This window comes from Labrys sp. LIt4, from assembly GCF_017813775.1.
GTDB classification, from domain to species: Bacteria; Pseudomonadota; Alphaproteobacteria; order Rhizobiales; family Labraceae; genus Labrys; species Labrys okinawensis_A.
Genome location: NZ_JAGIPY010000009.1, coordinates 101,690 through 121,127, shown reverse-complemented (window position 1 = coordinate 121,127; position 19,438 = coordinate 101,690). Strand labels below are relative to the sequence as shown.

16 protein-coding genes are annotated in these 19,438 nt (G+C 63.5%); 5 read left to right on the top strand and 11 right to left on the bottom strand.

Annotation, left to right across the window (positions count from 1 at the left end):
• Nucleotides 1–51: 51 nt before the first annotated feature.
• Nucleotides 52–651, top strand: coding sequence for a TetR/AcrR family transcriptional regulator (locus J8I29_RS17915; protein ID WP_209432812.1), 600 nt, complete (start codon nt 52–54; stop codon nt 649–651).
• Nucleotides 652–766: 115 nt separating this feature from the next.
• Nucleotides 767–1,582 carry an oxidoreductase gene (locus J8I29_RS17910; RefSeq protein ID WP_209432706.1) on the top strand — a complete coding sequence of 272 codons (816 nt, stop codon included), beginning with the start codon at nt 767–769 and terminating at the stop codon, nt 1,580–1,582.
• 169 nt (nt 1,583–1,751) lie between these two features.
• Here the strand turns inward: J8I29_RS17910 and J8I29_RS17905 are convergent, their stop codons facing one another.
• Together J8I29_RS17905 and J8I29_RS17900 are read right to left on the bottom strand one after the other, a co-directional pair.
• Nucleotides 1,752–2,522: an enoyl-CoA hydratase/isomerase family protein gene (locus J8I29_RS17905; RefSeq protein WP_105860236.1), complete on the bottom strand. Its 771-nt coding sequence runs from the start codon at nt 2,520–2,522 to the stop codon at nt 1,752–1,754.
• Nucleotides 2,522–4,114, bottom strand: coding sequence for an acyl CoA:acetate/3-ketoacid CoA transferase (locus tag J8I29_RS17900; RefSeq protein ID WP_209432705.1), 1,593 nt, complete (start codon nt 4,112–4,114; stop codon nt 2,522–2,524). The genes J8I29_RS17905 and J8I29_RS17900 overlap by 1 nt, the downstream gene beginning before the upstream one ends.
• Nucleotides 4,115–4,276: 162 nt before the next feature.
• Between J8I29_RS17900 and J8I29_RS17895 the strand changes: the two genes are divergently transcribed.
• Nucleotides 4,277–5,095, top strand: a complete 819-nt coding sequence (locus tag J8I29_RS17895; protein WP_209432704.1) for an aldo/keto reductase — start codon at nt 4,277–4,279, stop codon at nt 5,093–5,095.
• Between the two features lie 113 nt (nt 5,096–5,208).
• Here the strand turns inward: J8I29_RS17895 and J8I29_RS17890 are convergent, their stop codons facing one another.
• From J8I29_RS17890 to J8I29_RS17860, 7 genes are all read right to left on the bottom strand, one after another.
• Nucleotides 5,209–6,807, bottom strand: coding sequence for a GMC family oxidoreductase N-terminal domain-containing protein (locus J8I29_RS17890; RefSeq protein WP_209432703.1), 1,599 nt, complete (start codon nt 6,805–6,807; stop codon nt 5,209–5,211).
• Entirely contained in the window at nt 6,807–8,306 is a 1,500-nt protein-coding gene (locus J8I29_RS17885; RefSeq protein ID WP_209432702.1) for an aldehyde dehydrogenase family protein, read from the bottom strand. Before J8I29_RS17885 ends, J8I29_RS17890 begins: the two co-directional genes overlap by 1 nt.
• Before the next feature lie 88 nt (nt 8,307–8,394).
• On the bottom strand, nt 8,395–9,429 hold the full coding sequence (locus J8I29_RS17880) for an alcohol dehydrogenase catalytic domain-containing protein (RefSeq protein ID WP_209432701.1): 1,035 nt from the start codon (nt 9,427–9,429) through the stop codon (nt 8,395–8,397).
• Between the two features lie 11 nt (nt 9,430–9,440).
• Nucleotides 9,441–10,382 carry an ABC transporter permease gene (locus tag J8I29_RS17875; RefSeq protein WP_209432700.1) on the bottom strand — a complete coding sequence of 314 codons (942 nt, stop codon included), beginning with the start codon at nt 10,380–10,382 and terminating at the stop codon, nt 9,441–9,443.
• A gap of 11 nt (nt 10,383–10,393) precedes the next feature.
• Entirely contained in the window at nt 10,394–11,899 is a 1,506-nt protein-coding gene (locus tag J8I29_RS17870; protein WP_209432699.1) for a sugar ABC transporter ATP-binding protein, read from the bottom strand.
• 7 nt (nt 11,900–11,906) lie between these two features.
• Entirely contained in the window at nt 11,907–12,872 is a 966-nt protein-coding gene (locus J8I29_RS17865; protein ID WP_209432698.1) for an ABC transporter permease, read from the bottom strand.
• 185 nt (nt 12,873–13,057) lie between these two features.
• Nucleotides 13,058–14,170 carry a sugar ABC transporter substrate-binding protein gene (locus J8I29_RS17860; protein ID WP_209432697.1) on the bottom strand — a complete coding sequence of 371 codons (1,113 nt, stop codon included), beginning with the start codon at nt 14,168–14,170 and terminating at the stop codon, nt 13,058–13,060.
• A gap of 290 nt (nt 14,171–14,460) precedes the next feature.
• Here J8I29_RS17860 and J8I29_RS17855 point away from each other — a divergent pair, with 290 nt between their 5' ends.
• Nucleotides 14,461–15,138: a TetR/AcrR family transcriptional regulator gene (locus tag J8I29_RS17855; RefSeq protein ID WP_245197112.1), complete on the top strand. Its 678-nt coding sequence runs from the start codon at nt 14,461–14,463 to the stop codon at nt 15,136–15,138.
• A 70-nt stretch (nt 15,139–15,208) separates the two neighbouring features.
• On the opposite strand, the gene J8I29_RS17850 is transcribed toward J8I29_RS17855, so the two are convergent.
• On the bottom strand, nt 15,209–15,685 hold the full coding sequence (locus J8I29_RS17850; protein ID WP_105860226.1) for an Lrp/AsnC ligand binding domain-containing protein: 477 nt from the start codon (nt 15,683–15,685) through the stop codon (nt 15,209–15,211).
• Between the two features lie 137 nt (nt 15,686–15,822).
• Between J8I29_RS17850 and J8I29_RS17845 the strand changes: the two genes are divergently transcribed.
• Nucleotides 15,823–16,842, top strand: a complete 1,020-nt coding sequence (locus J8I29_RS17845) for a 1-aminocyclopropane-1-carboxylate deaminase (RefSeq protein WP_209432696.1) — start codon at nt 15,823–15,825, stop codon at nt 16,840–16,842.
• Nucleotides 16,843–16,976: 134 nt separating this feature from the next.
• Here J8I29_RS17845 and J8I29_RS17840 read toward each other — a convergent pair whose 3' ends face one another.
• A complete protein-coding gene (locus tag J8I29_RS17840) occupies nt 16,977–19,364 on the bottom strand; it encodes a glucose/quinate/shikimate family membrane-bound PQQ-dependent dehydrogenase (protein WP_209432695.1) in 2,388 nt (795 codons plus the stop codon).
• Between the last annotated feature and the right edge of the window lie 74 nt (nt 19,365–19,438).

Below are 19,438 nucleotides of genomic sequence, written 5' to 3'. Positions count from 1 at the left end.
CCTCTATAAGTGATATAGATTTCGAATGCAATCTAAATACGAGGATCAATGATGCGGGTCAGTCGCGTTCAAGCCGAGGAAAACCGCCAAGCCGTGATCAACGTGTCAGGCCGCCTCTTCCGCGAGCACGGTTTTGACGGCATCGGGCTTAAGGACTTGATGAAGGGTGCAGGGCTGACGCAAGGCGCCTTTTACAAGCAGTTCGCATCGAAGGAAGACTTGGCGGCGCAGGCGTCCAAACGGGCGATGGAGAGCGCCGCGCAAATATGGGCCGCCGCCATCGCAGAAAATCCTGATGACCCCCTGGGCACCGTGCTCCGCTTTTACCTCAGCATGGGACATCGCGAGGAGAGGATGGACGGCTGTCCGGTTGCGGCGCTGGGCTCGGATGCTGCCAGACAGAGCAGCACCGTGAAGGCGTCGTTCGAAACAGGGATCAGGGCCTATCTCGACACGCTCGCCACCATGATTCCCGCGCCGCAGGGCAAGGAAACCAAGGACAAGGCAATGGCCATTCTTTCCACGATGCTCGGCGCATTGACGCTGTCTCGCGTGGTCAACGACCCCGAACTGGCACAAGGCTTTCTGACCGCGGCTGAGCGTCAGATCCGTGAGACCGTCGCTAGAGTGAACAATGACGGTGAACGATGACGGAGACCGCTGTCGGCCACGGCGGCAGCAGGCTGACGGGCACGTCAGGGTCTCGATGAACTGCCGCGCAGGACCGTGCAACGGCCCTTACAACCTCAAGAAAGATACCATTACCATGACCACGACCAAACCCGGCATCGCCCTGGTGACTGGTGCATCCACCGGCATCGGGCGTGCAACAGCCAAAGCTCTGCAGCAGGCGGGCTTTCGCGTATTTGGAACCAGCCGTCGCCCCGGCGCCGAAAACGTGGACGGCATTACAATGCTGCCCTGTGACGTGACCGACGAGGAATCCGTCGCGGAACTGATCAACACGGTTCTAGGCGAGGCCGGCCGTATCGATTTGCTCGTCAACAATGCCGGCATTGGCCTGCTCGGCGCCGCGGAAGACTCTTCGACTGCGCAGGCGCAGGCCCTGTTTGACGTAAACGTCTTCGGTGTCTTGCGCGTGACCCACGCCGTGTTGCCCATCATGCGCCGGCAGGGAAGCGGCAGAATCGTTAATTTGAGCTCCGTTCTCGGCTTCATTCCTGCTCCCTATTCCGCGCTTTATGCATCGACCAAGCATGCCATCGAAGGCTATTCCGAATCGCTCGATCACGAGCTGCGCTCATTCGGAATTCGGGTCGTGTTGGTCGAGCCCGCCTATACGCGGACGTCGTTCGAGGAAAATCTCACAAGGCCGGATCGAGCGCTCGACATTTATGCCTCGGCACGGGCTGGCGTGGGCGAGGTCATGCGCAAGGCCATCGAAACAGGGGATGCCCCCGAAGTCGTCGCCAAGACGGTTGTGGAGGCCGCGACCGTCGCTGTGCCGAGAAGGCGCTATGCAGCGGGGAAAATGGCGCGCCGGATCAGTTTCTTGCGCCGTCTCGTTCCAGAATCCGCCTTTGACAAAGCCCTGCGAAAGCAGAACAAGCTGCCGGTCTGAACCGGTGCGTTGAGATGGACCGCTGTCATTCCGGCGCCCCCGAAAGCGGCGGGAAGGGAATTCTGGGCCAACGGCTGCGCTCGCAATGACGGTGCTTCATCGGTCAAGCATCAATACCGTTGGTATCACCTATTCTGTGGGGTGGTGTTAACCCGACGCCATTGCCTTGTCAGAATTTCGGCGGCCGCCTTTGGCGGAACGCGGCAAGGCCGGCCTGCAACTCGCTCGATTGCGCGGCGGCCATGCCGGCGAGGCAGTCGAAAACCCGCTCCGTCTCTTCCGTTTCGGCGGCATTCACCAGCATCTTCGCGATCTCGGTTGCCAGGGGCGCGCGCGAGCACACCTTTTCGGCAAGCACCGTCGCCCGGGCAAACCCCTGGCCGGTGTCCACCACCTCGTCCACGATGCCGAGTTCGCGCGCTTCCCCGGCGGTGAGAATCTCGCCGAAGATCGCCATGCGCCGGACGGCCTGGGCACCGAAGCGGCGTGTCGCGCGCTGCGTACCCGACCATCCCGGAATGATGCCGAGCCCGGTCTCCGGCTGCCCGATCTTGGCGTGAGCCTCCGCAATGCGATAGTCCGCGCAGGCGGCAAGCTCCAGGCCGCCACCCAAGGCATGGCCGTTCAGCACGGCGATGAGGGGCTGGCGCAGACGGGCTAGCGCATCGAAGGCGGCGTGCCCCTCGCGCACCCAGAACCGGCCGAAATCCTCCGGTGTCTCCCGGCTCCAGGCCTCGATGTCGCCGCCCGCCGAGAACGCCTTCGCCCCTGCTCCGGTCATGACAGCGACGCGGATGGCCGCATCGCGCTCGATGAGGGCGCACAGACGCTGGAGTTCCGCCACCATGGCAGCATCGAAGGCGTTGAGCTTGCCCTCGCGTTCGATGACAATGGTCGCAACCGGTCCCTCGACCCTCAGGCGGACGCCATCCTCGCCCATCACTCGGCCGCCTCTCTGGTGACCGCCGGCCGGCCGCGGCGATCGGGCAGGAAGAGGTCGGCCGGCATCGACAGGAGGGGCTCGGCAACGGCGAGCGGAAAGGCGGCCTGGTCGAGGATGTCGCGCTTGAGATCCACGCCGGGCGCAATCTCGGTGACGGTCAGCCGGCCTTCGATCAGCTTCAGCACGCAACGCTCGGTGACATAGGTCACGTCCTGGTTCTGCAGCGTGGCGCGCTTGCCGGAGAACGAGACCTGGTCGACCTCGGGCACGAGCTTGGCGACTTTGCCTTCCCTGTCGATCCTCAGCTTGCCATCGGCCACCGACAGTTTCGCACCGGCATTGAAATAGCCCGAGAACACGATCTTCCTGGCGCGGGCGGTGATGTCGACGAAACCTCCGGCGCCGGCCGTCACATGCGGGCGCACCGCCAGCTTGGAGACGTTGACGGAGCCATCCTGCCCGATCTGCAGGAAGGACAGGAGGGAGGCATCGAAGCCGCCGGCCTGGAAATAGGTGAACTGATGCGGCGAGGCGACGAACGCCTCGGCATTGGAGGAGCAGCCGAACTTGAAGTCGAGCAGCGGGATTCCCCCGACAGCCCCCTGCTCGATCACCCAGGTGATCTCGCCGTGCCTGCCTTCCTCCAGCAGGATGCGCGGGACATTCGCCGAAATGCCGAAGCCGATGTTCACGGCCCAGCCCCTCTCGAGCTCCATCGCCACGCGCCGGGCCATCACCTTGGCCGCGTCGAAGGCCGGGATCGTGAAGGTATCGAGGGGGCGGAACAGCTCGCCCGATATCGCGGGATCATAGGCCGTCGCCGTCGTCTGCAACTGGTCCGGCGCCTCGACGATGATGTCGACGAGGATGCCGGGCACTCGCACGTCATGCGGACGCAGCGTGCCCGCTTGGGCGATCCGCTTGACCTGCGCAATGACGGTACCGCCGGAATTGTGCGCAGCCAGCGCCAGTTCCATGGCGCCGAGATAGGCGCCTTCATGCTCGAAGGTCAGGTTGCCGCGCTCGTCCGCCGTCGAGGCCCGGATGATGGCGACATCCGGCGCGATCGCCGGGAAATAGAGCCACTCGTCGCCCTCGAACTGGACCCTGCGCACGATCGGCCGCGACCGGGCGCGATCGTTCATGGCGCAGCCATCGAGCGCCGGATCGACGAAGGTGTCGAGCCCGACCTTGGTCAGGACGCCAGGGCGCTTTCCGGCCGCCTCCCGGAGAATGTCGAACAGGATGCCGCTGGGCACGTTGTAGGCGCTGATCTTGTTCTCGCCGAGCATCTGCCAGATCAGCGGCGGTTCTGCCGAAGAGGGCCCGGATGGATAGGACCCGCCGATGACCGTATCGATGAGACCGTCCTGGGCCAGATGGTCGACGCCCTTGGTGCCGAACATGTCGCCCGCGGCAATCGGGTGGATCATGGTGAGCTGGCGGGGATGGCCCTCTTCGCGATAGCGCTCTCCCAGCGCCTGGAGAACCAGGTCGGGGCAGCAAAGCCCGCTGGAGGAATTCACGGCAACGACCGCCTTGTCGCCGATGCGCCGCACCGCCTCGAGCGCGCTCTTGATCTTGGACATCGTCTCCTCGCGAGGATTCTTGTAAGTAACTATATGGTTAGTACCTTATAGCGCTAGCGCCTTCAACTCCTTTTATCCGCCGGCCGAATTCGACGGCTTGCCGGCCGCCGGCACACGTTATATAAGTAACTAGATAGTGCGATAAAAAAGGAAACGACAAGGATGAGCATCTATTTCGCGCGGACGTTCCAGCGCTCGTTCGGCACCTACCCCCTGCGCGGCGACGCCTGCCGGCAGGCGATCGAGACGGCCTTGGCCACAGGATACCGCGCCTTCGATACCGCACAGATGTACGAGAACGAAGCCGAGGTCGGCGAAAGCCTGGCCAATGGCAGCGTGAAGCGGGACGAGCTTTGCATCACCACCAAGGTCAGCATCCACAATTTCTCCGATGAGCGCTTTCTCCCATCGGTCGAACAAAGCCTACGGGACCTTCGTGTCGACTTCGTCGACGTCCTGCTGCTGCACTGGGCGCCGGCCGACGGCAATATCGCCCCCTCGCTCGGGCTCCTGCAAAAGGCACGGGAACTAGGGCTCGCCCGCCACATCGGCGTCTCGAACTACACGGCGGGCATGATGCGGCAGGCCAGATCGATCGCCGACGCCCCCCTCGTCGCCAACCAGGTCGAGTTTCACCCCTTCCTCAATCAGGATATCCTGCTGGCCGCCGCCAACGAGACCGGCATCCCGCTCTCATCCTATTGCTCTGTCGCCCGAGGAAAGGTCTTCGAACAACCGCTCTTCGCCGAGATCGGCCAGGCCTATGGGAAGACGGCGGGGCAGATCGTCCTGCGCTGGATTCTCCAAAAAGGCGTGCCGCTGAACACGATGTCGACCAAGCCGGAGAACATCCGCTCGAACTTCGACATCATGGATTTCACCCTGTCGAGCATCGACATGGCGCGGATCGACGCGCAGACCCAGAAGAACCTGCGCATCGTCGGACGCGACCTCATCCCCTGGGCGCCGGAATGGGACTGAGGTGGCTGCCGGCTCTTCCTGGGAGCGCGGACGTCCTCGTCCGCACTTGGAAGCACTCCGCTTGCCGATAGAAGAGCGGACGAGGACGTCCGCACTCCCGGGAAACCCGTCTCTTACATATTCCCGCGGATCAGGTCCGTCGCCTTCTCGCCGACCATGATCGCCGCCGCATTGGTGTTCGAGCCGATGAGGCTGGGGAAGGTCGAGCTGTCGCAGATGCGGATGCGGTCGAGGCCCCGCACGCGCAGCTGCGGATCGACCACGGCCATGGCATCGATGCCCATCTTGCAGGTGCCGCTGGGGTGATAGGAGGTCCTGCCATAGCGGCGGGCATAGTCTGCGAACTGGGCATTGGTCCTGATATCGTCTTCCGGCAGGTGCAGGCGCTTGATGAACTTCTGCAGGGAAGGCTTGGCGAAGATCTCCCGGCTGATCCGCACGCCCTCGGCGGAAACGCGAACGTCATCGGGTTCCGCCAGGAAATTCGGGTCGACGATCGGATTGATGGCAGGATCCGACGACGCCAGCCGGACTGATCCGCGGCTCTTGGGGCGAAGGGTGTAGGAGTTCAGCGTGATGCCGGAGCCGGAGGGCACCGTGGGCACGCCGGCTTCGGCGCCCGCACCGGCCAGGAAGTGGAATTGCAGGTCCGGTATCGCGGAATCGGCATCGCCATACCAGAAGGCCCCGCCCTCGACGACGTTGGAGGTCACCGGCCCGGACTTGAAGAGCAGGTATTGGAGCCCAGCCCACAGCATCCAATGCCACTTGTTGTATTTGTCCAGGCTGGTCGGTCCCTTCAGCTCCGCCACGATATCGACGCCGAAATGGTCGTTGAGATTCTCGCCCACACCGGGCAGGTCCTCGACCACCTCGATTCCCAATTTCCTAAGATGATCGGCGGGACCGACGCCCGACAGCATCATGATCTTGGGCGATCCGATCGCCCCTGACGTAACGAGAACCTCGCTCTCCGCTCTGGCGGTGACGAGCTGACCATTCCTGACGAACTCGACGCCGATGGCGCGCGCCTTCTCGAACAGAATGCGCCGGACCAGACAGCCGGTCTCGACGGTGAGATTGGACCGCTTCGCCGCCGGCCTGAGATAGCCGACGGCGGCCGAGCAGCGCCGCCCATTGCGGATGGTGGTCTGGTAGATACCCGCGCCTTCCTGCGCCCTGCCGTTGAAGTCGGGATTATAGGGCATGCCGAATTCCTGGCAGGCCTGGACGAAGGCGCGCGACATCGGCTGGGGATCGGGCAGGTTGGAGACGCCCAGCGGCCCATCCGCCCCGTGCATCTCGCCCGATAGAATGGTGTTGCCCTCGGAGCGGATGAAATAGGGCAGCACCTCCTTGAAGGACCAGCCGGCGGCTCCCTCCTCGCCCGCCCAGCGGTCGAAATCGGCGGCATGGCCCCTGGTATAGATCTCCGCATTGATCGAGGAGCCGCCCCCGATCACCTTCGCCTGGGCATAGGGAATCTCCCGGCCGCAGGCATGGCGCTGGGGAGCCGTCTTGAGTCCCCAGGTCAGGGGGCCCGCCGTCATCTTGGCGAAGCCGACCGGCATGTGAATGTAGGGATTGCTGTCACGGCCGCCGGCCTCCAGCAGCAATACGCGCACGGCGGGGTTCTCGCTGAGGCGCGCGGCAAGCACGCAGCCCGCCGAGCCGCCGCCGACGATCACATAGTCGTAGCCGAGTTCCTTCATCAGCGCACCCAAGGCTCGCGCTTGCCAATCTCGATATGGACGGACTTGATCTGGGTATACTCCTCGATGCCGTAGGAGCCAGCTTCGCGTCCCCAGCCCGACTGCTTGAACCCGCCCAGCGGAAGTTCCGGGCCGCCGGCCAGCGTGGTGTTGACCCAGAAACGGCCGGCGCGAACACGGCGCGTGACGTTCAGGGCCTTGTCGATATTCTTGGTCCACACGCTCGCGGCCAGGCCATAGACGGTGTCGTTGGCCATGGCGATCGCTTCGGCCTCGCTGTCGAAGGGCATGACCGCCAGCACGGGACCGAAAATCTCCTCGCGGGCGATCGCCATCGCGCCGGTGACGTCTGCGAACAGAGTGGGTGCGATATACTGGCCGCGGCCGAAGTCGAGCGCTCCCCCGCCGCAGACCAGCCGCGCCCCCTCCTCCCTGCCCTTCGCGATATAGTCCAGAATGGTCCTGTTCTGGGCCGTCGTCGTGATGGCACCGATCTGCGTGGCCGGATCGAGCGGATCGCCGATCCTGACCTTGGCCAGCTTGGCGGCAACCAGCTTTTCGAACTCGCTCGCCACCGAGCGTTCTACGATCAGGCGGCTGCCGCTCACGCAGCATTGGCCGGTGTTGAACCCGATGCCGAACGCCACACCATCCGCGGCATCCTCCAGATCAGCATCCGCGAAGACGATCTGCGGATTCTTGCCCCCGAGTTCCAGGCCGAGTTTCTTGAAATTGCCGCCGGCTGCCTCGACGCAGCGCCTCCCCACCGCGGTCGAGCCGGTGAAGGACACCATGTCGATATCCAGATGTTCGGTCATGGCCTGGCCGATGACGCTGCCCGAACCGGTGACGACATTGTAGCAGCCATCGGGGAGCCCCGCTTCCGACAGGATCTCGGCCAGCATGAGAGTCGTGGCAGACGTCACCTCGGAAGGCTTTGCGACGATGGTGCAGCCGGCAGCGAGGATATAGGGCACCCTCTCGCAGAGGATCAGGAAAGGAAAGTTCCACGGCGTGATCAGCCCGACCACGCCGATCGGCTCCCGGGTGACCAGGCCGAACATGCCATCCCCCAGATTGTTGAAGGCATCGCCATGCAGCGTCCTGGCCAGGCCGGCGGCATATTCGAACATGCCGGCGCAGCCATCCACTTCCGCCCGCGCCTGGCTGATGGGTTTGCCGTTCTCCAGGGTCTCCCAATAGGCCAGTTCCCCGGCGCGGCTGCGCAGGATCTGCGCCGCGCGCAGCAGGACATCCGCACGCTCGACGGCCGGGATCCTCGACCAGCGCCCGTCCTCGAAAGCGCGACGCGCCGCCTTCACGGCAAGGTCGAGGTCTTCCCTGGTGCATTTTGGAATGCGCGTCACCGGCACGTCATGGCCCGGGCTGCGGCGCTCGAAATAAGCTCGTTCTCCGGCCTCCATCCGCTTTCCGTCGACAAAAAAGCCAAACGTCCGGGGCGTGTCGGGAAGCGACTGTCTGGCGACGACCTGATCCATGTCGTGAATCCTCTCGAGTGATGAGCAATCGTGTGAGTGCGCCGGGGCGCAAGTTATTTCGTCGGTGCGGCGCGAACGATCGGCGCCGTCATGCGGTCGTGTCGATCTGCGTTTTCAGGACGGCCGGACGGTCCTGAATCGTCTCGAATGCCGATTGAATCGCGCTCAGCGGTACGACCGAGCCAATGAAGGGCTCGACCTGGAAACGCCCATGGCTCAGCAGCGTCAGGGCATCGTGCATGTCCTGGCCGATGCCGGCCACCGAGCCCTTGACCGAGTTTTCCCGCAGGACCGTTTCGAGCAAGGGAAGCGGCACGCTGTCATTGGGTCCCGTGATGCCGAAGGCGGCGACATGGCCGCCAGGGCGGATGAGCCTGAAAGCCTCGGCATAGAGAGCGGTGGCACCAACGCTTTCGATCACCACGTCCGCTCCGCGCCCCTGCGTCATCTCGGCGACGAGCCTGCGGGCCTGCCTGGGGTCGGTGGCGACGAGATCGGCGCCGGCCTTTTCGGCGAGCGCCGCGCGAGGTTGCGAGGGCTCCACGGCAATGATCGGAGCGGCGCCGACGAGACGCATCATCTGGATGTGCAGGTTGCCGATCGGCCCGGCGCCGAGCACGACGACCGACATGCCGAAACCGATGCCGGATTTGCGCGCTGCCCTGACGACACAGGCAACCGGCTCCGTCAGCGCCAGCAGCTCAGGGCTGGCCTCGCCGGGCGCCGGAATGACCAGCCGCGCGGGGACCGCGACGAACTCGGCAAAACCGCCATCACGATGGATCCCGATCTGGCTGACCGCCTGGCAGTTGAGCACCTCGCCGCGGCGGCAGAAGTAGCAATGTCCGCAGCCGATATTGACATCCGCGACGACGCGCTGCCCGACCTGCAGGCCCTCGACCCTGTCCCCCACGCGGCTCACCGTGCCGGTGAACTCATGCCCCGGAATGAAAGGCAGGGTGTCGGCAGCGTAGTGGCCCTTGAAGATGTGGATGTCGGTGCCGCAGATGCCGCAGCGCTCGACCCTGATGAGAGCATCATCCGGGCCGATAGAGGGGATGGGAACCTCCCGGACTTCGAATGCCCCGGGGCGGGTGAGCACGGCGGCTCGCATGGTTTCCATGTCGCTCTCCCCTACTTCACGATCCGCATCTTCGAGCGGTCGATGGTGAGGGCGATCGCGACGATCAGCACGATCCCGAAGAAAATCTGCTGCCCCGTCGCGGGGATGTTGAGATAGAGCATGCTCGCGCGCACGACCGCGACGATCATCGCGCCGATGAGCGTGTTGACGACACCGCCGACGCCACCCGTGAGCGGGGTGCCGCCGACCAGCACCGCGACGATGGCCGGCAGGAGGAAGCCCTCGGCCAGGGTCGGCGAGCCGCCCGACAACTTGACCGAGAACATCAGCCCCGCGATCGCCGCAAACAGCCCCGAAAGGGCGAAGGCCAGGACCTTGTAGCGCTCGACGCGGATGCCCGATGCCACGGCGGCAAGCTCGCCGGCCCCCACGGCCTTCAGCGTACGCCCGGCGGTTGTCCGGCTTTGAATGAACCAGGCAATCGCAAGCAGCCCCAGGGAAACGACGAGTTCGTGGGGAATTCCGGCGGTTCTGCCGAACATCCATCCGAACGCCTGGTCCCTTGCAGCCACATCCATGTGCAAGGCGCGCTGGCCCGAAGCGAACTGGCCGACCGAAAGGGCAAGGCCGCCGACCGCCAAAGTGGCGATGAAGGAGGGTACCTTGAGCCTCGTCGTCACCAGACCGGAAACGGCGCCGAACAGCAGACCGACCACTGCGATCAGGAGCGCGCTGAAGACGCCGAGATAAGGCAGCGACAAGGTGGCGAGCACCGTGGTCATGTTCGCCACGGATTGGGCCGAAAGATCGATGCCGCCGATATAGATGGCGAGCGTCATGCCGAGCGCCATGATGAACAGGGGCGCAATGTCGGCGCCCAGTTCCATCAGGTTCTGCGGCCTGAGGAAGGTGGGGTCCATGGCCCCGACGAGCAGGATCAGCACGACGAGCGTGATCCACGGGAAGTGGCGTTTCAGCTGGTGGAGGCTCATCACCCTGGCACTCACGTCATGTGATGAAGCAGGTCGTAGAGGGAGGGCTTTGCGCCTGGCTGACAGTTGAACCATTTTTGGATCTCGCCATCCTTGACAACGGCTATGGTGTGACTGAGGCCGATGGCCTCTTCGAGCGTATCGGCGATGAGCACGATGCCCACCCCGTCGGCCGACATCTCACGGATCATTTCGTAGACGTCCTCCTTGGCGCCGATGTCGAGGCCGCGCGTGGGATGGTCGAGGAGGATGATGGTCGAGCCGCCGCTGCGCCATTTTGCGAGCACGACCTTCTGCTGATTGCCGCCAGAGAGGTTTCCGCAATCGGCATTCTCCGAGGAGGCCTTGATCGACAGACGCTTGATCCAGTCGCGGGCGAGCTTGCGCTCGGAGCCGATGTCCAGAACGCCGGCCCGGGCATAGTTGCCGAGCTGCGAGAGCGTCATGTTCTCGAAGACGTTCATGCCGCCCACGATGCCTTCGATCTTGCGCTCCCTGGGAACATAGCCGATGCCGCGGGCGACGCCTTGGGAAGGACCGAAATCGTGCACCGGGCTGCCATGGAGCGACAGGGTGCCCGATTGCATCCTCTCGAGCCCGAAGATCGTGCGCAGGATCGCCTCACTTCCGCACCCTTCGACCCCGACGAGCGCCAGGACCTCGCCGGCATGCAGTTTGACGGAAATATCCTTGTAATGGCCGGGCAGGCTGATCCGGTCCGCCTGCAGGAGCAGCCTCTGGACATCGTAGGGGCGCTGCTTTTCTTCCCGGTAATATTCCTGGTTGATGTCGCGGCCGACCATGCGCTGCTGGATGCTCTCGGCCTTGGCCTCGGCGCCCTTGACGACATCGACCACCGCGCCGTCCTTCAAGACATAGATGCGATCGGACAGTTCGATGACCTCGTCGAGGCGATGCGAGACGAAGATGAAGGAGGCCCGCTTGCGCAGGTCCCGCACCAGGCTGAACAGAAGCCCGATCTCCTCCTTCGAAAGCACCGAGGTCGGCTCGTCGAGGAGGATCACCAAATGGCCATGCACGCGTTCCTCGAGCGTCAGCACCTTCGCCAGTTCGACGAGCTGGCGCTGGGCGAAGGAGAGCTTCGAAGTGACCGTCCGGGGGTCGATCTGCAGCTTGACCTTCCTTAGCTGCTCGCCCGCCGCCTTCGCCATGCGCTTCCAGTCGATCTTGCCGAAACGGGCGAACTGCTTCTCGAAGCCGAGGAAGATGTTCTCCATCACGGTCAGGTTGGGAATGAGCGACTGCTCCTGGAAAACCATGCCGACACCGCGATCCATGGCCTCGCGCGGGTTCTGGAAACGGACCGCCTTGCCGTCGACGAGAACCTCGCCGCCGTCATGCTGGACGGCACCGTAGATCACCTTCATCAGCGTGGACTTGCCGGCACCGTTCTCCCCGACGAGCCCGACGATCTCGCCGCGGTCGATCTGGAAATTGATGCCCTTCAGCGCATGGACGCCGGGGAAGCGTTTTTCGACGTTTCGAAGTTCGAACATGGCGCGCCTATTTCACGAAGGCCAGCGATCGACGATCGGTGGACAGATAGACTGCGGTGATGACCAGGAGGCCGAGGACGCCGTCCTGGACGTAGCTCGGCAGGCCGATCACCACCATGCCATTGCCGATGACGTTGACGATCAGCACGCCGACCAGCGTGTTCCAGACGCCGCCGGCGCCGCCCCACAGCGCAGTGCCGCCGACGACGACCGACGTGATCGAGACGAACATGAAGTTGCGGCCGGTCACGGTTTCGGCGATGCCGATCTGGGCGACGGCGAGAATTGCGCCGAGGGCATAGAAGACGCCGGCGATCATGAAGCAGATGACCCGCACCCTGGAGACGTTGAGCCCCGATGCGTGGGCAAGGTCCTCGCCGCCGCCGACGGCATAGAAGTTTCGCCCGATGGTGGTCTGCGTCTGGATGAACCAGCCGGCGACCAAGGCCGCGAGCGCCACATAGGCCATCAGCGGAAAACCCCCGAGCCGATAGGTGAGCAGCGAACGGAAAAGAGGATCCTCGACCAGGATGCGGTCACCCCCTGTGATCAGCAGCGAAAGGCCGATGCCGACGAACCCCATGGACAGGCTGGCCATGAAGGAGGGAATCTTCAGGCGGACATGGATGAGGCCGGTCACGGCGCCGAAGATCGCCCCGACCGCCATGGCGCCCGGAATCGCCAGCCAGCCCCAGCCCGCGAGGGAGCCGCCCAACGCGCCGAACAGCGTGGCGAACAGAACCGCGCACACGGCAACCGAGCCTTCCATCGACAGATCGATCGAGCCCATCAGGATGACGAACGTCACCCCCACCGCAACCATCAGCGCCGGCGTCGACGAAATCGCGATGCGGGCGAAATTGCGCACCGAGAGGAAGTTGGGATTGACGAAGGAGAAGAACAATACCAGCGCCAGGAGCACCAAGACCGGCGCCCATTTCTGAATATTGTCCTTGGTGAGCAGGCTATCCATGTCGCGCTCTTGCATCAGAGGGAATGGGACGCAGGCCCACGCCCTCCCCATGGCGTTTTGCGGTTTGGCGGGATCACCAAGAAACGCAAAGACGCGTCGAAACAGGGAACCAGAGCAAACAAGCGCTCATGCTTGAACGCGCTTTGCTCTGGAGGGCGGCGTGCGGCCGATGCGGAGGGAAAGGATCAGGACTTGTACTGAATCTGTCCCTTGCTCGGGCCCCAGAAGTCCTTCCAGTCATATTTGGGATTGGTGTCGAGATATTTAGCCTTGAATTCCAGGGCGTCCTTAGGCGTGACCAGGATCGTCGGCCCGTAGAATTCACGGTGCTCCTTGGGTTCGTTCGAGGGCTTGAACGCCCCCGTCGCGGCATAATAGGCGAGCGCCGCACTGATGCCGCCGCCCCAATAGGGATTGGTGAAGACCGTCGCCAGGATCTGGCCCTTGGCAACGAGTTCCACGGCCTGCTGGTTGCCGTCATAGGAGACGACGGGCATCCCTTCGATGCCTTCGGCGCGCAGCGCCTCGAGCACGCCATAGGCGATCGTGTCATTGGCGCAGTGAACGCCCTTGATCTCGTCGCCATAGCGCGTGATGAAGCCGGCCATGACCTGGTTTGCCTTCTGGGTATCCCAGTCGGCCGGCTGCGCGTCGAGCAACTGGACGTCAGGATAATCCTTGAGTGCTTTCTTGAGCCCGTTGAGGCGCTCGATGGCGGGATTGTTGGAGGCGATCCCGCCCAGGTGAACCACGCCGCCCTTCTTGCCCATGGCGTCCATGAGGATGCGGGCCGTCTGCTCGGCCGGCCCTTCGTCGGACCAGGTCATGTGGGAGACGTAGTGGTCGCCGAAATCCCAGGGATGCAGGTCGTCGGTCTTGTTCCAGATGGTCGAGACATAGGCGCCTGCAGCGGCAACGGCCTCCACCACGGGGCGGCAGTTCGGCGCATCGTTGGCATCGATCGCCAGCGCGACCTTGCTGCCGTTCTTGCCGAGCAGCGCCTTGACGTCCGCCAGCGACTTTTCGCTGGAGCCCTCGTTGATGAGATTGACCAAGGCGGTCTTGGGCAGCCCCAGGCTTTCGACGAAGGCCTCACCGCCCGAGACGATGTAGTTCCAGTAGGGATTGGTCCTGTCGCGATAGCTCCAGGCTATCGTCGGATTGGCGGCCGCCGCCCGCACGGCATTCGGCCCCAGCGCGCCGAGTGCCGCCAGGCCTCCCAGGCCATAGGCCGATGCCAGCAGCAGATTGCGGCGATTGACCGTCTCCTGCTCGATGAATTTCTTGATGAACGACATGTCTTCCTCCCTGCGGACCTGCGCATCGCGCCGCGCTTCTGAGCGTCACTGGACGCCGCCGCGTTCCCGATATTGCACTATCTAGTTACTTCGTTATCGATGACGTGTCAACGCCGCCTGACGCGGGAAGCCAGCCTGAAGTCCTTGCAGCAAGGGAGAGTGGGAAAGTGCATGCGGCACTGGCGCCGCGCCAAAGTAACCAGTAAGTTACCAAAATTCTGGAGCGAATCCGGCGAGCAGCCGACAAAATGCAACTGGAAAGAGGCGCGTTACCCCGAATAGGATTACGGATGGCGGCGCGTCAGACCACGCCCAATGAGGTAGGAATGCTCACCAAGCCCCCCAAGCGCCCTCGGATCAGAGACGCCGAAGCCACCCAGGCGAGAATCCTGGCCGCCGCGAAAAAGGAATTTTCGAAGAACGGACTTGGCGGCGCAAGGGTCGACATCATCGCCGAACGCGCCAAGGCCAATAAGCGCATGATCTATCATTACTTCCAGAGCAAGGAAGATTTGTTCCAGCGCGTCCTGGAAGATGCCTATTCCGACATACGGACGGCGGAGCAAAAACTCGACCTGGAACAACTTCCTCCCAGGGAGGCGCTCGAGCGCCTGGTGCGATTTACCTGGAATTATTACCTCAAGAACCCCGAATTCCTGACGCTGGTCAACAGCGCCAATCTGCACAAGGCCAAGCACATAAAGAAATCCGAGGTCGTCCGGCAGGTCAGCACGCGCTTCGTCGACATGGTCGGCAAGTTGCTCGATCGTGGCGTCGCGACCGGCGAATTCCGATCGGGCATCGATCCCGTTCAACTGAACATAACGATTGCGGCGATCGGATATTATTATTTCACCAACCGCTATACCGGTTCGATTGTCTTTCAGCGCGACCTGATGACCCCGGAAGCCCTCGAAGAGCGGATCCGTTTCAACGTCGATACCATTATGCGGCTCGTCCAGGCCTGACGCCTGAACCCGTCACCGACGAACCAGACCGCCGGCGGAGGCCGGTACTTGATGCGTCGAAGCCCTGCCGTCAGAACGGCAGGCGTGCATTGTCCTTGACCTGCTTCATGACGAAGAAGGTGCGTGTCTGCCTGACGCCCGGCAATGCGATCAGTTTTTGCCCGTGCAGCTTGTTGAAATCCGCCATGTCGCGGACACGGATTTTCAGCAGATAATCGAAATCGCCTGCAACCAGGTTGCAGTCCAGAACCTCCTTGAGCTTGAGAACCGCGCCCTCGAAGGCCGCAAAGCTCTCGGGCGTCGAACGGTCGAGCACCACACCGACCATTACGAGAGCGCCGAGAGCCACGGAGGTGGGAGCGACCTCCGCACGAACACCGGTGATGAAACCTTCGTCGAACAGGCGTTGCGTGCGCCTGTGGCAGGTGGCCGGGCTGACATTCACCCGCGCGGCGAGTTCGGCATTGCTCAGCCGGCCGTCGGCATGGAGGGCCCGCAAGATGTTGATATCGATGCGATCGAGATCGGAGATGGAAGGTTCTTTCATTTTATCCCTTCTCGATGGAGCAAATGGCATCCAAGCAGGAACTCGGTTCGATCTTTCGTAAAAGATGAAGGCCAAATTCGAAAGCACCCTCCAGGGCTTTTCGACTAGGCTCCGTTCCGTCTCATGGAGCCCGTTCAATGTCCCTTCTCGAAAAATTCGAGCGTTATCCGCTCACCTTCGGTCCAACCCCGATCGAGCACCTGCCGCGTCTCACCCAGGCCCTTGGCGGCAAGGTCCAGATCTATGCCAAGCGCGATGACTGCAACTCCGGCCTTGCCATGGGCGGCAACAAGCTCAGGAAGCTCGAATATATCGTGCCGGACGCCATCGCCTCGGGTGCCGATACGCTGGTGTCGATCGGCGGCGTTCAGTCCAACCACACCCGCATGGTGGCCGCGACAGCGGCCAAGATCGGCATGAAATGCGTCGTCATCCAGGAAAAATGGGTGCCGCATTACGACGCCGTCTATGACCGCGTCGGCAACATCCTGATGACCCGGCTGATGGGCGCGGATTCCCGGCTCGTCGACGAAGGCTTCGACATCGGCATCCGCAAGAGCTGGCAGGATGCGATCCAGTCGGTCGAGGCGGCCGGCGGCAAGCCCTATCCGATCCCTGCCGGCGCGTCGGTGCACAAGTTCGGCGCCTTGGGCTATGTCGGCTTTGCCGAGGAGGTCGCCAAGCAGGAGGCCGAGCTGGGATTCAGCTTCGACTATGTCGTGGTCTGCGTCGTCACCGGCTCGACCCAGGGCGGCATGATCGTCGGCTTTGCTGCGCAGGGGCGCGCGGATCGGGTGATCGGCATCGATGCCTCGGGCACTCTCGAGCAAACGCGGGCACAGGTGCGCTCCATCGTCGACAATACCGCGGAACTGGTCGGCCTCGGCCGCAAGATCGGCGAGCACGAGATCGTCATCAACCCGGACTATGCCTATCCGGCCTATGGGGTGCCGTCGGACGAAACCAACGAGGCAATCCGCCTCGCCGCCCGCACCGAGGCGATGATCACCGACCCGGTCTATGAGGGCAAGTCGATGCAGGGACTGATCGACCTGACGCGCAAGGGCTTCTTCCCCGAAGGCTCGCGCGTGCTCTATGCCCATCTCGGCGGTGCGCCTGCCTTGAACGGCTACAGCTACTACTATCGCGAAGGCTGACGTGGGCCGCCCTTTCCGGGGCTCCCGCCAGCCCGTAATTTGGAAGCACGGGGCGGTGGCACCGCGCACCCTTTCACGGCCATGGCGCAGGATAGCGGGATCACCGCCCTGACGGGTTCAGGGTTCCACCGGCATCATGGCAGGCTGTAGGCGATCAGATAGTCTCCCATCGTGGTGCCGAACGAGCCGTGACCGCCGGCCATGGTGACGACATATTGCTTGCCGCCGATCTCATAGCTCATCGGCGTGGACTGCCCGCCGGCCGGCAGGCGGTCCTCCCAGAGCTGGCTGCCGGTGGTGACGTCATAGGCGCGGATATAATTGTCCATCGTATAGGTCATGAAGGCCACGCCGCCGCCCGTGACGATGGGGCCGCCGAGCCCCGGCATGCCGATCTTCAGGGGCAGCGGAATCGGCGAGACGTCGCGGATGGTGCCGTTGCGGTGCATCCACGTGATCTTGTTGGTCTTCAGGTCGATACCGGCGATGAAGCCCCAGGACGGCTGCTTGCAGGGAAAGCCGATGGGCGACAGCAAGGGATTGATCGTCACGCCGAAGGGCACCCCGAACTGCGGCTGCACGCCCTGCTCCGTTCCCGAGGGCAGGCTGGCATCCGGCGCCGCCGGGTTGTTCGGTCCCCGCGGGATCAGCTTGGACACGAAAGGCAGGTAGATCGGGTTGGCGATCGCGACCTGGCGTACCGGATCGACGGCGATGCCGCCCCATTCGAAGGTGCCCAGATTGCCGGGAAAGACCAGCGTGCCCTGCAGCGAAGGCGGCGTGAAGGTCCCTTCATAGCGCAGCCGGTTGAAGATGATCCGGCAGGCGAGCTGGTCGAACATGGTCGCGCCCCACATGTCCGCATCGGTCAGCTTCTTTTCGGGACGGAAGGTGAGCTCGGAGAAGGGTTGCGTCGGCGAGACCCAGTCGCCCGGGGCGGCACCCTGCGGTACCGGCTTTTCGGGGGCCGGGACGATCGGCTTGCCGTCCCGCCTGTCGAGCACGAAGATATTGCCGGTCTTGGTCGGCGCGTAGAGGGCGGGCACCGTGCTGCCATCGGGCCTGGCGAGGTCGACGAGGCTTGGTTGGGCCGGCACGTCCATGTCCCACAGATCGTGGTGGACCGTCTGGTAGGACCAGGCGAGCTTGCCGGTATCGGCGTTGAGCGCGACGATGGAGGAGGCGTAGCGCTCGCTCGCCGGTGTCCGATTGCCGCCCCAGATGTCCGGCGTCTGCACGCCGGTCGGGATATAGACCAGGTTCAGCTTGGGATCGTAGGACGACACGATCCAGGAATTAGGCGAGGCGTCGACGAATTTATGCGTCGCCGACGGCATCTGGTTTGGATCGTCATTGCCGGCATCGAAGGCCCAGACCAGCTTGCCGGTATGCACGTCGAAGCCGCGGAACACGCCTGATGGCACGGTAGCGGAGTAATTGTCGATCACCGAACCCGTGACCATCACGATCTTGTCGGTCACCACGGGCGGCGAGGTCACATAGTAGAAACCACGCTGGGTGACGCCCATGCCTTCCATCAGGTCAATCGAACCGTTCTTGCCGAATTGTGCGCAGGGCGTGCCCGTCTGGGCGTCGACCGCCAACAGCCTTCCGTCATTGGTCGGCAGGAAGATGCGCGTCGGACATTCCGCCGGCGGGGGATTGCCGTCGGAGGTGCGGGCATCGGCCTTGGTCTCGAAATAGGAGACCCCGCGGCAGGTCATGTGCTGGTAGGTCTTGTCATAGGCGATCTTGGGATCGAACTTCCATTTCTGCTTGCCGGTGGCCGCGTCGAGCGCGAACAGGATCTGATGGGGCGAGCACAGATAGAGCGTGTCCTTGACCTTGATCGGCGTGACCTGATTGGTCAGCTCGACGGGATCGTTCGGCCCCTTGAGATCGCCGGTGCGAAAGGTCCAGGCCACTTTCAGCTGCGAGACGTTTTGCGGGGTGATCTGGGCCAGCGGTGAATAGCGATTGCCGAACTGGGTTCGGCCATAGGCCGGCCAGTCGCCCTCGGGCAGGTTGGTGGCGTCGGCTGCGACCGGGGCGGGTGAAGCGGCCGGCGGCAGATTGCCGGCAAGGCTCTGGGGATCCTGCGTGAGCGAATAGCCGAGGACACCGGCGCAGGCGAGCAGCGCGACGATGAGCGGCATGCGAGCCGCCAGGCTCAGCTCGCCGGTCGCCGGCGAGCGCAGGGGGCGGGTGACGAAGGGCAGAAGCAGCCACAGGCCGAGCGGGGCGAGGATGTCGCCCCTCGGCGCCAGCAGCCAGAAATCGAAGCCGGATTCCCATACCGCCCAGATGAGCGTGCCGAGCAGAAGCACGGCATAGACGACGAGCGCGGAGGAATGTCGCCGGGCGAGCAGAAAGGCCGTCACCAGCATCAAAAGGCCGGCGACGACATAGTAGGGGGAGCCGCCCAGCAGCAGCAGCCAGATTCCTCCACCGCCGAGGGCCAAACCGATTATCGCAAAGACAATCCAAGTAATGGTAAGAAAAAGGCTACGACTCTGGTGCATTGCGCTATCCAGTCTGGTGAAAGATGTCGTATCCCCCTACGAAGGACTAGCATGGCCCGAACGGGCGAGGCAAC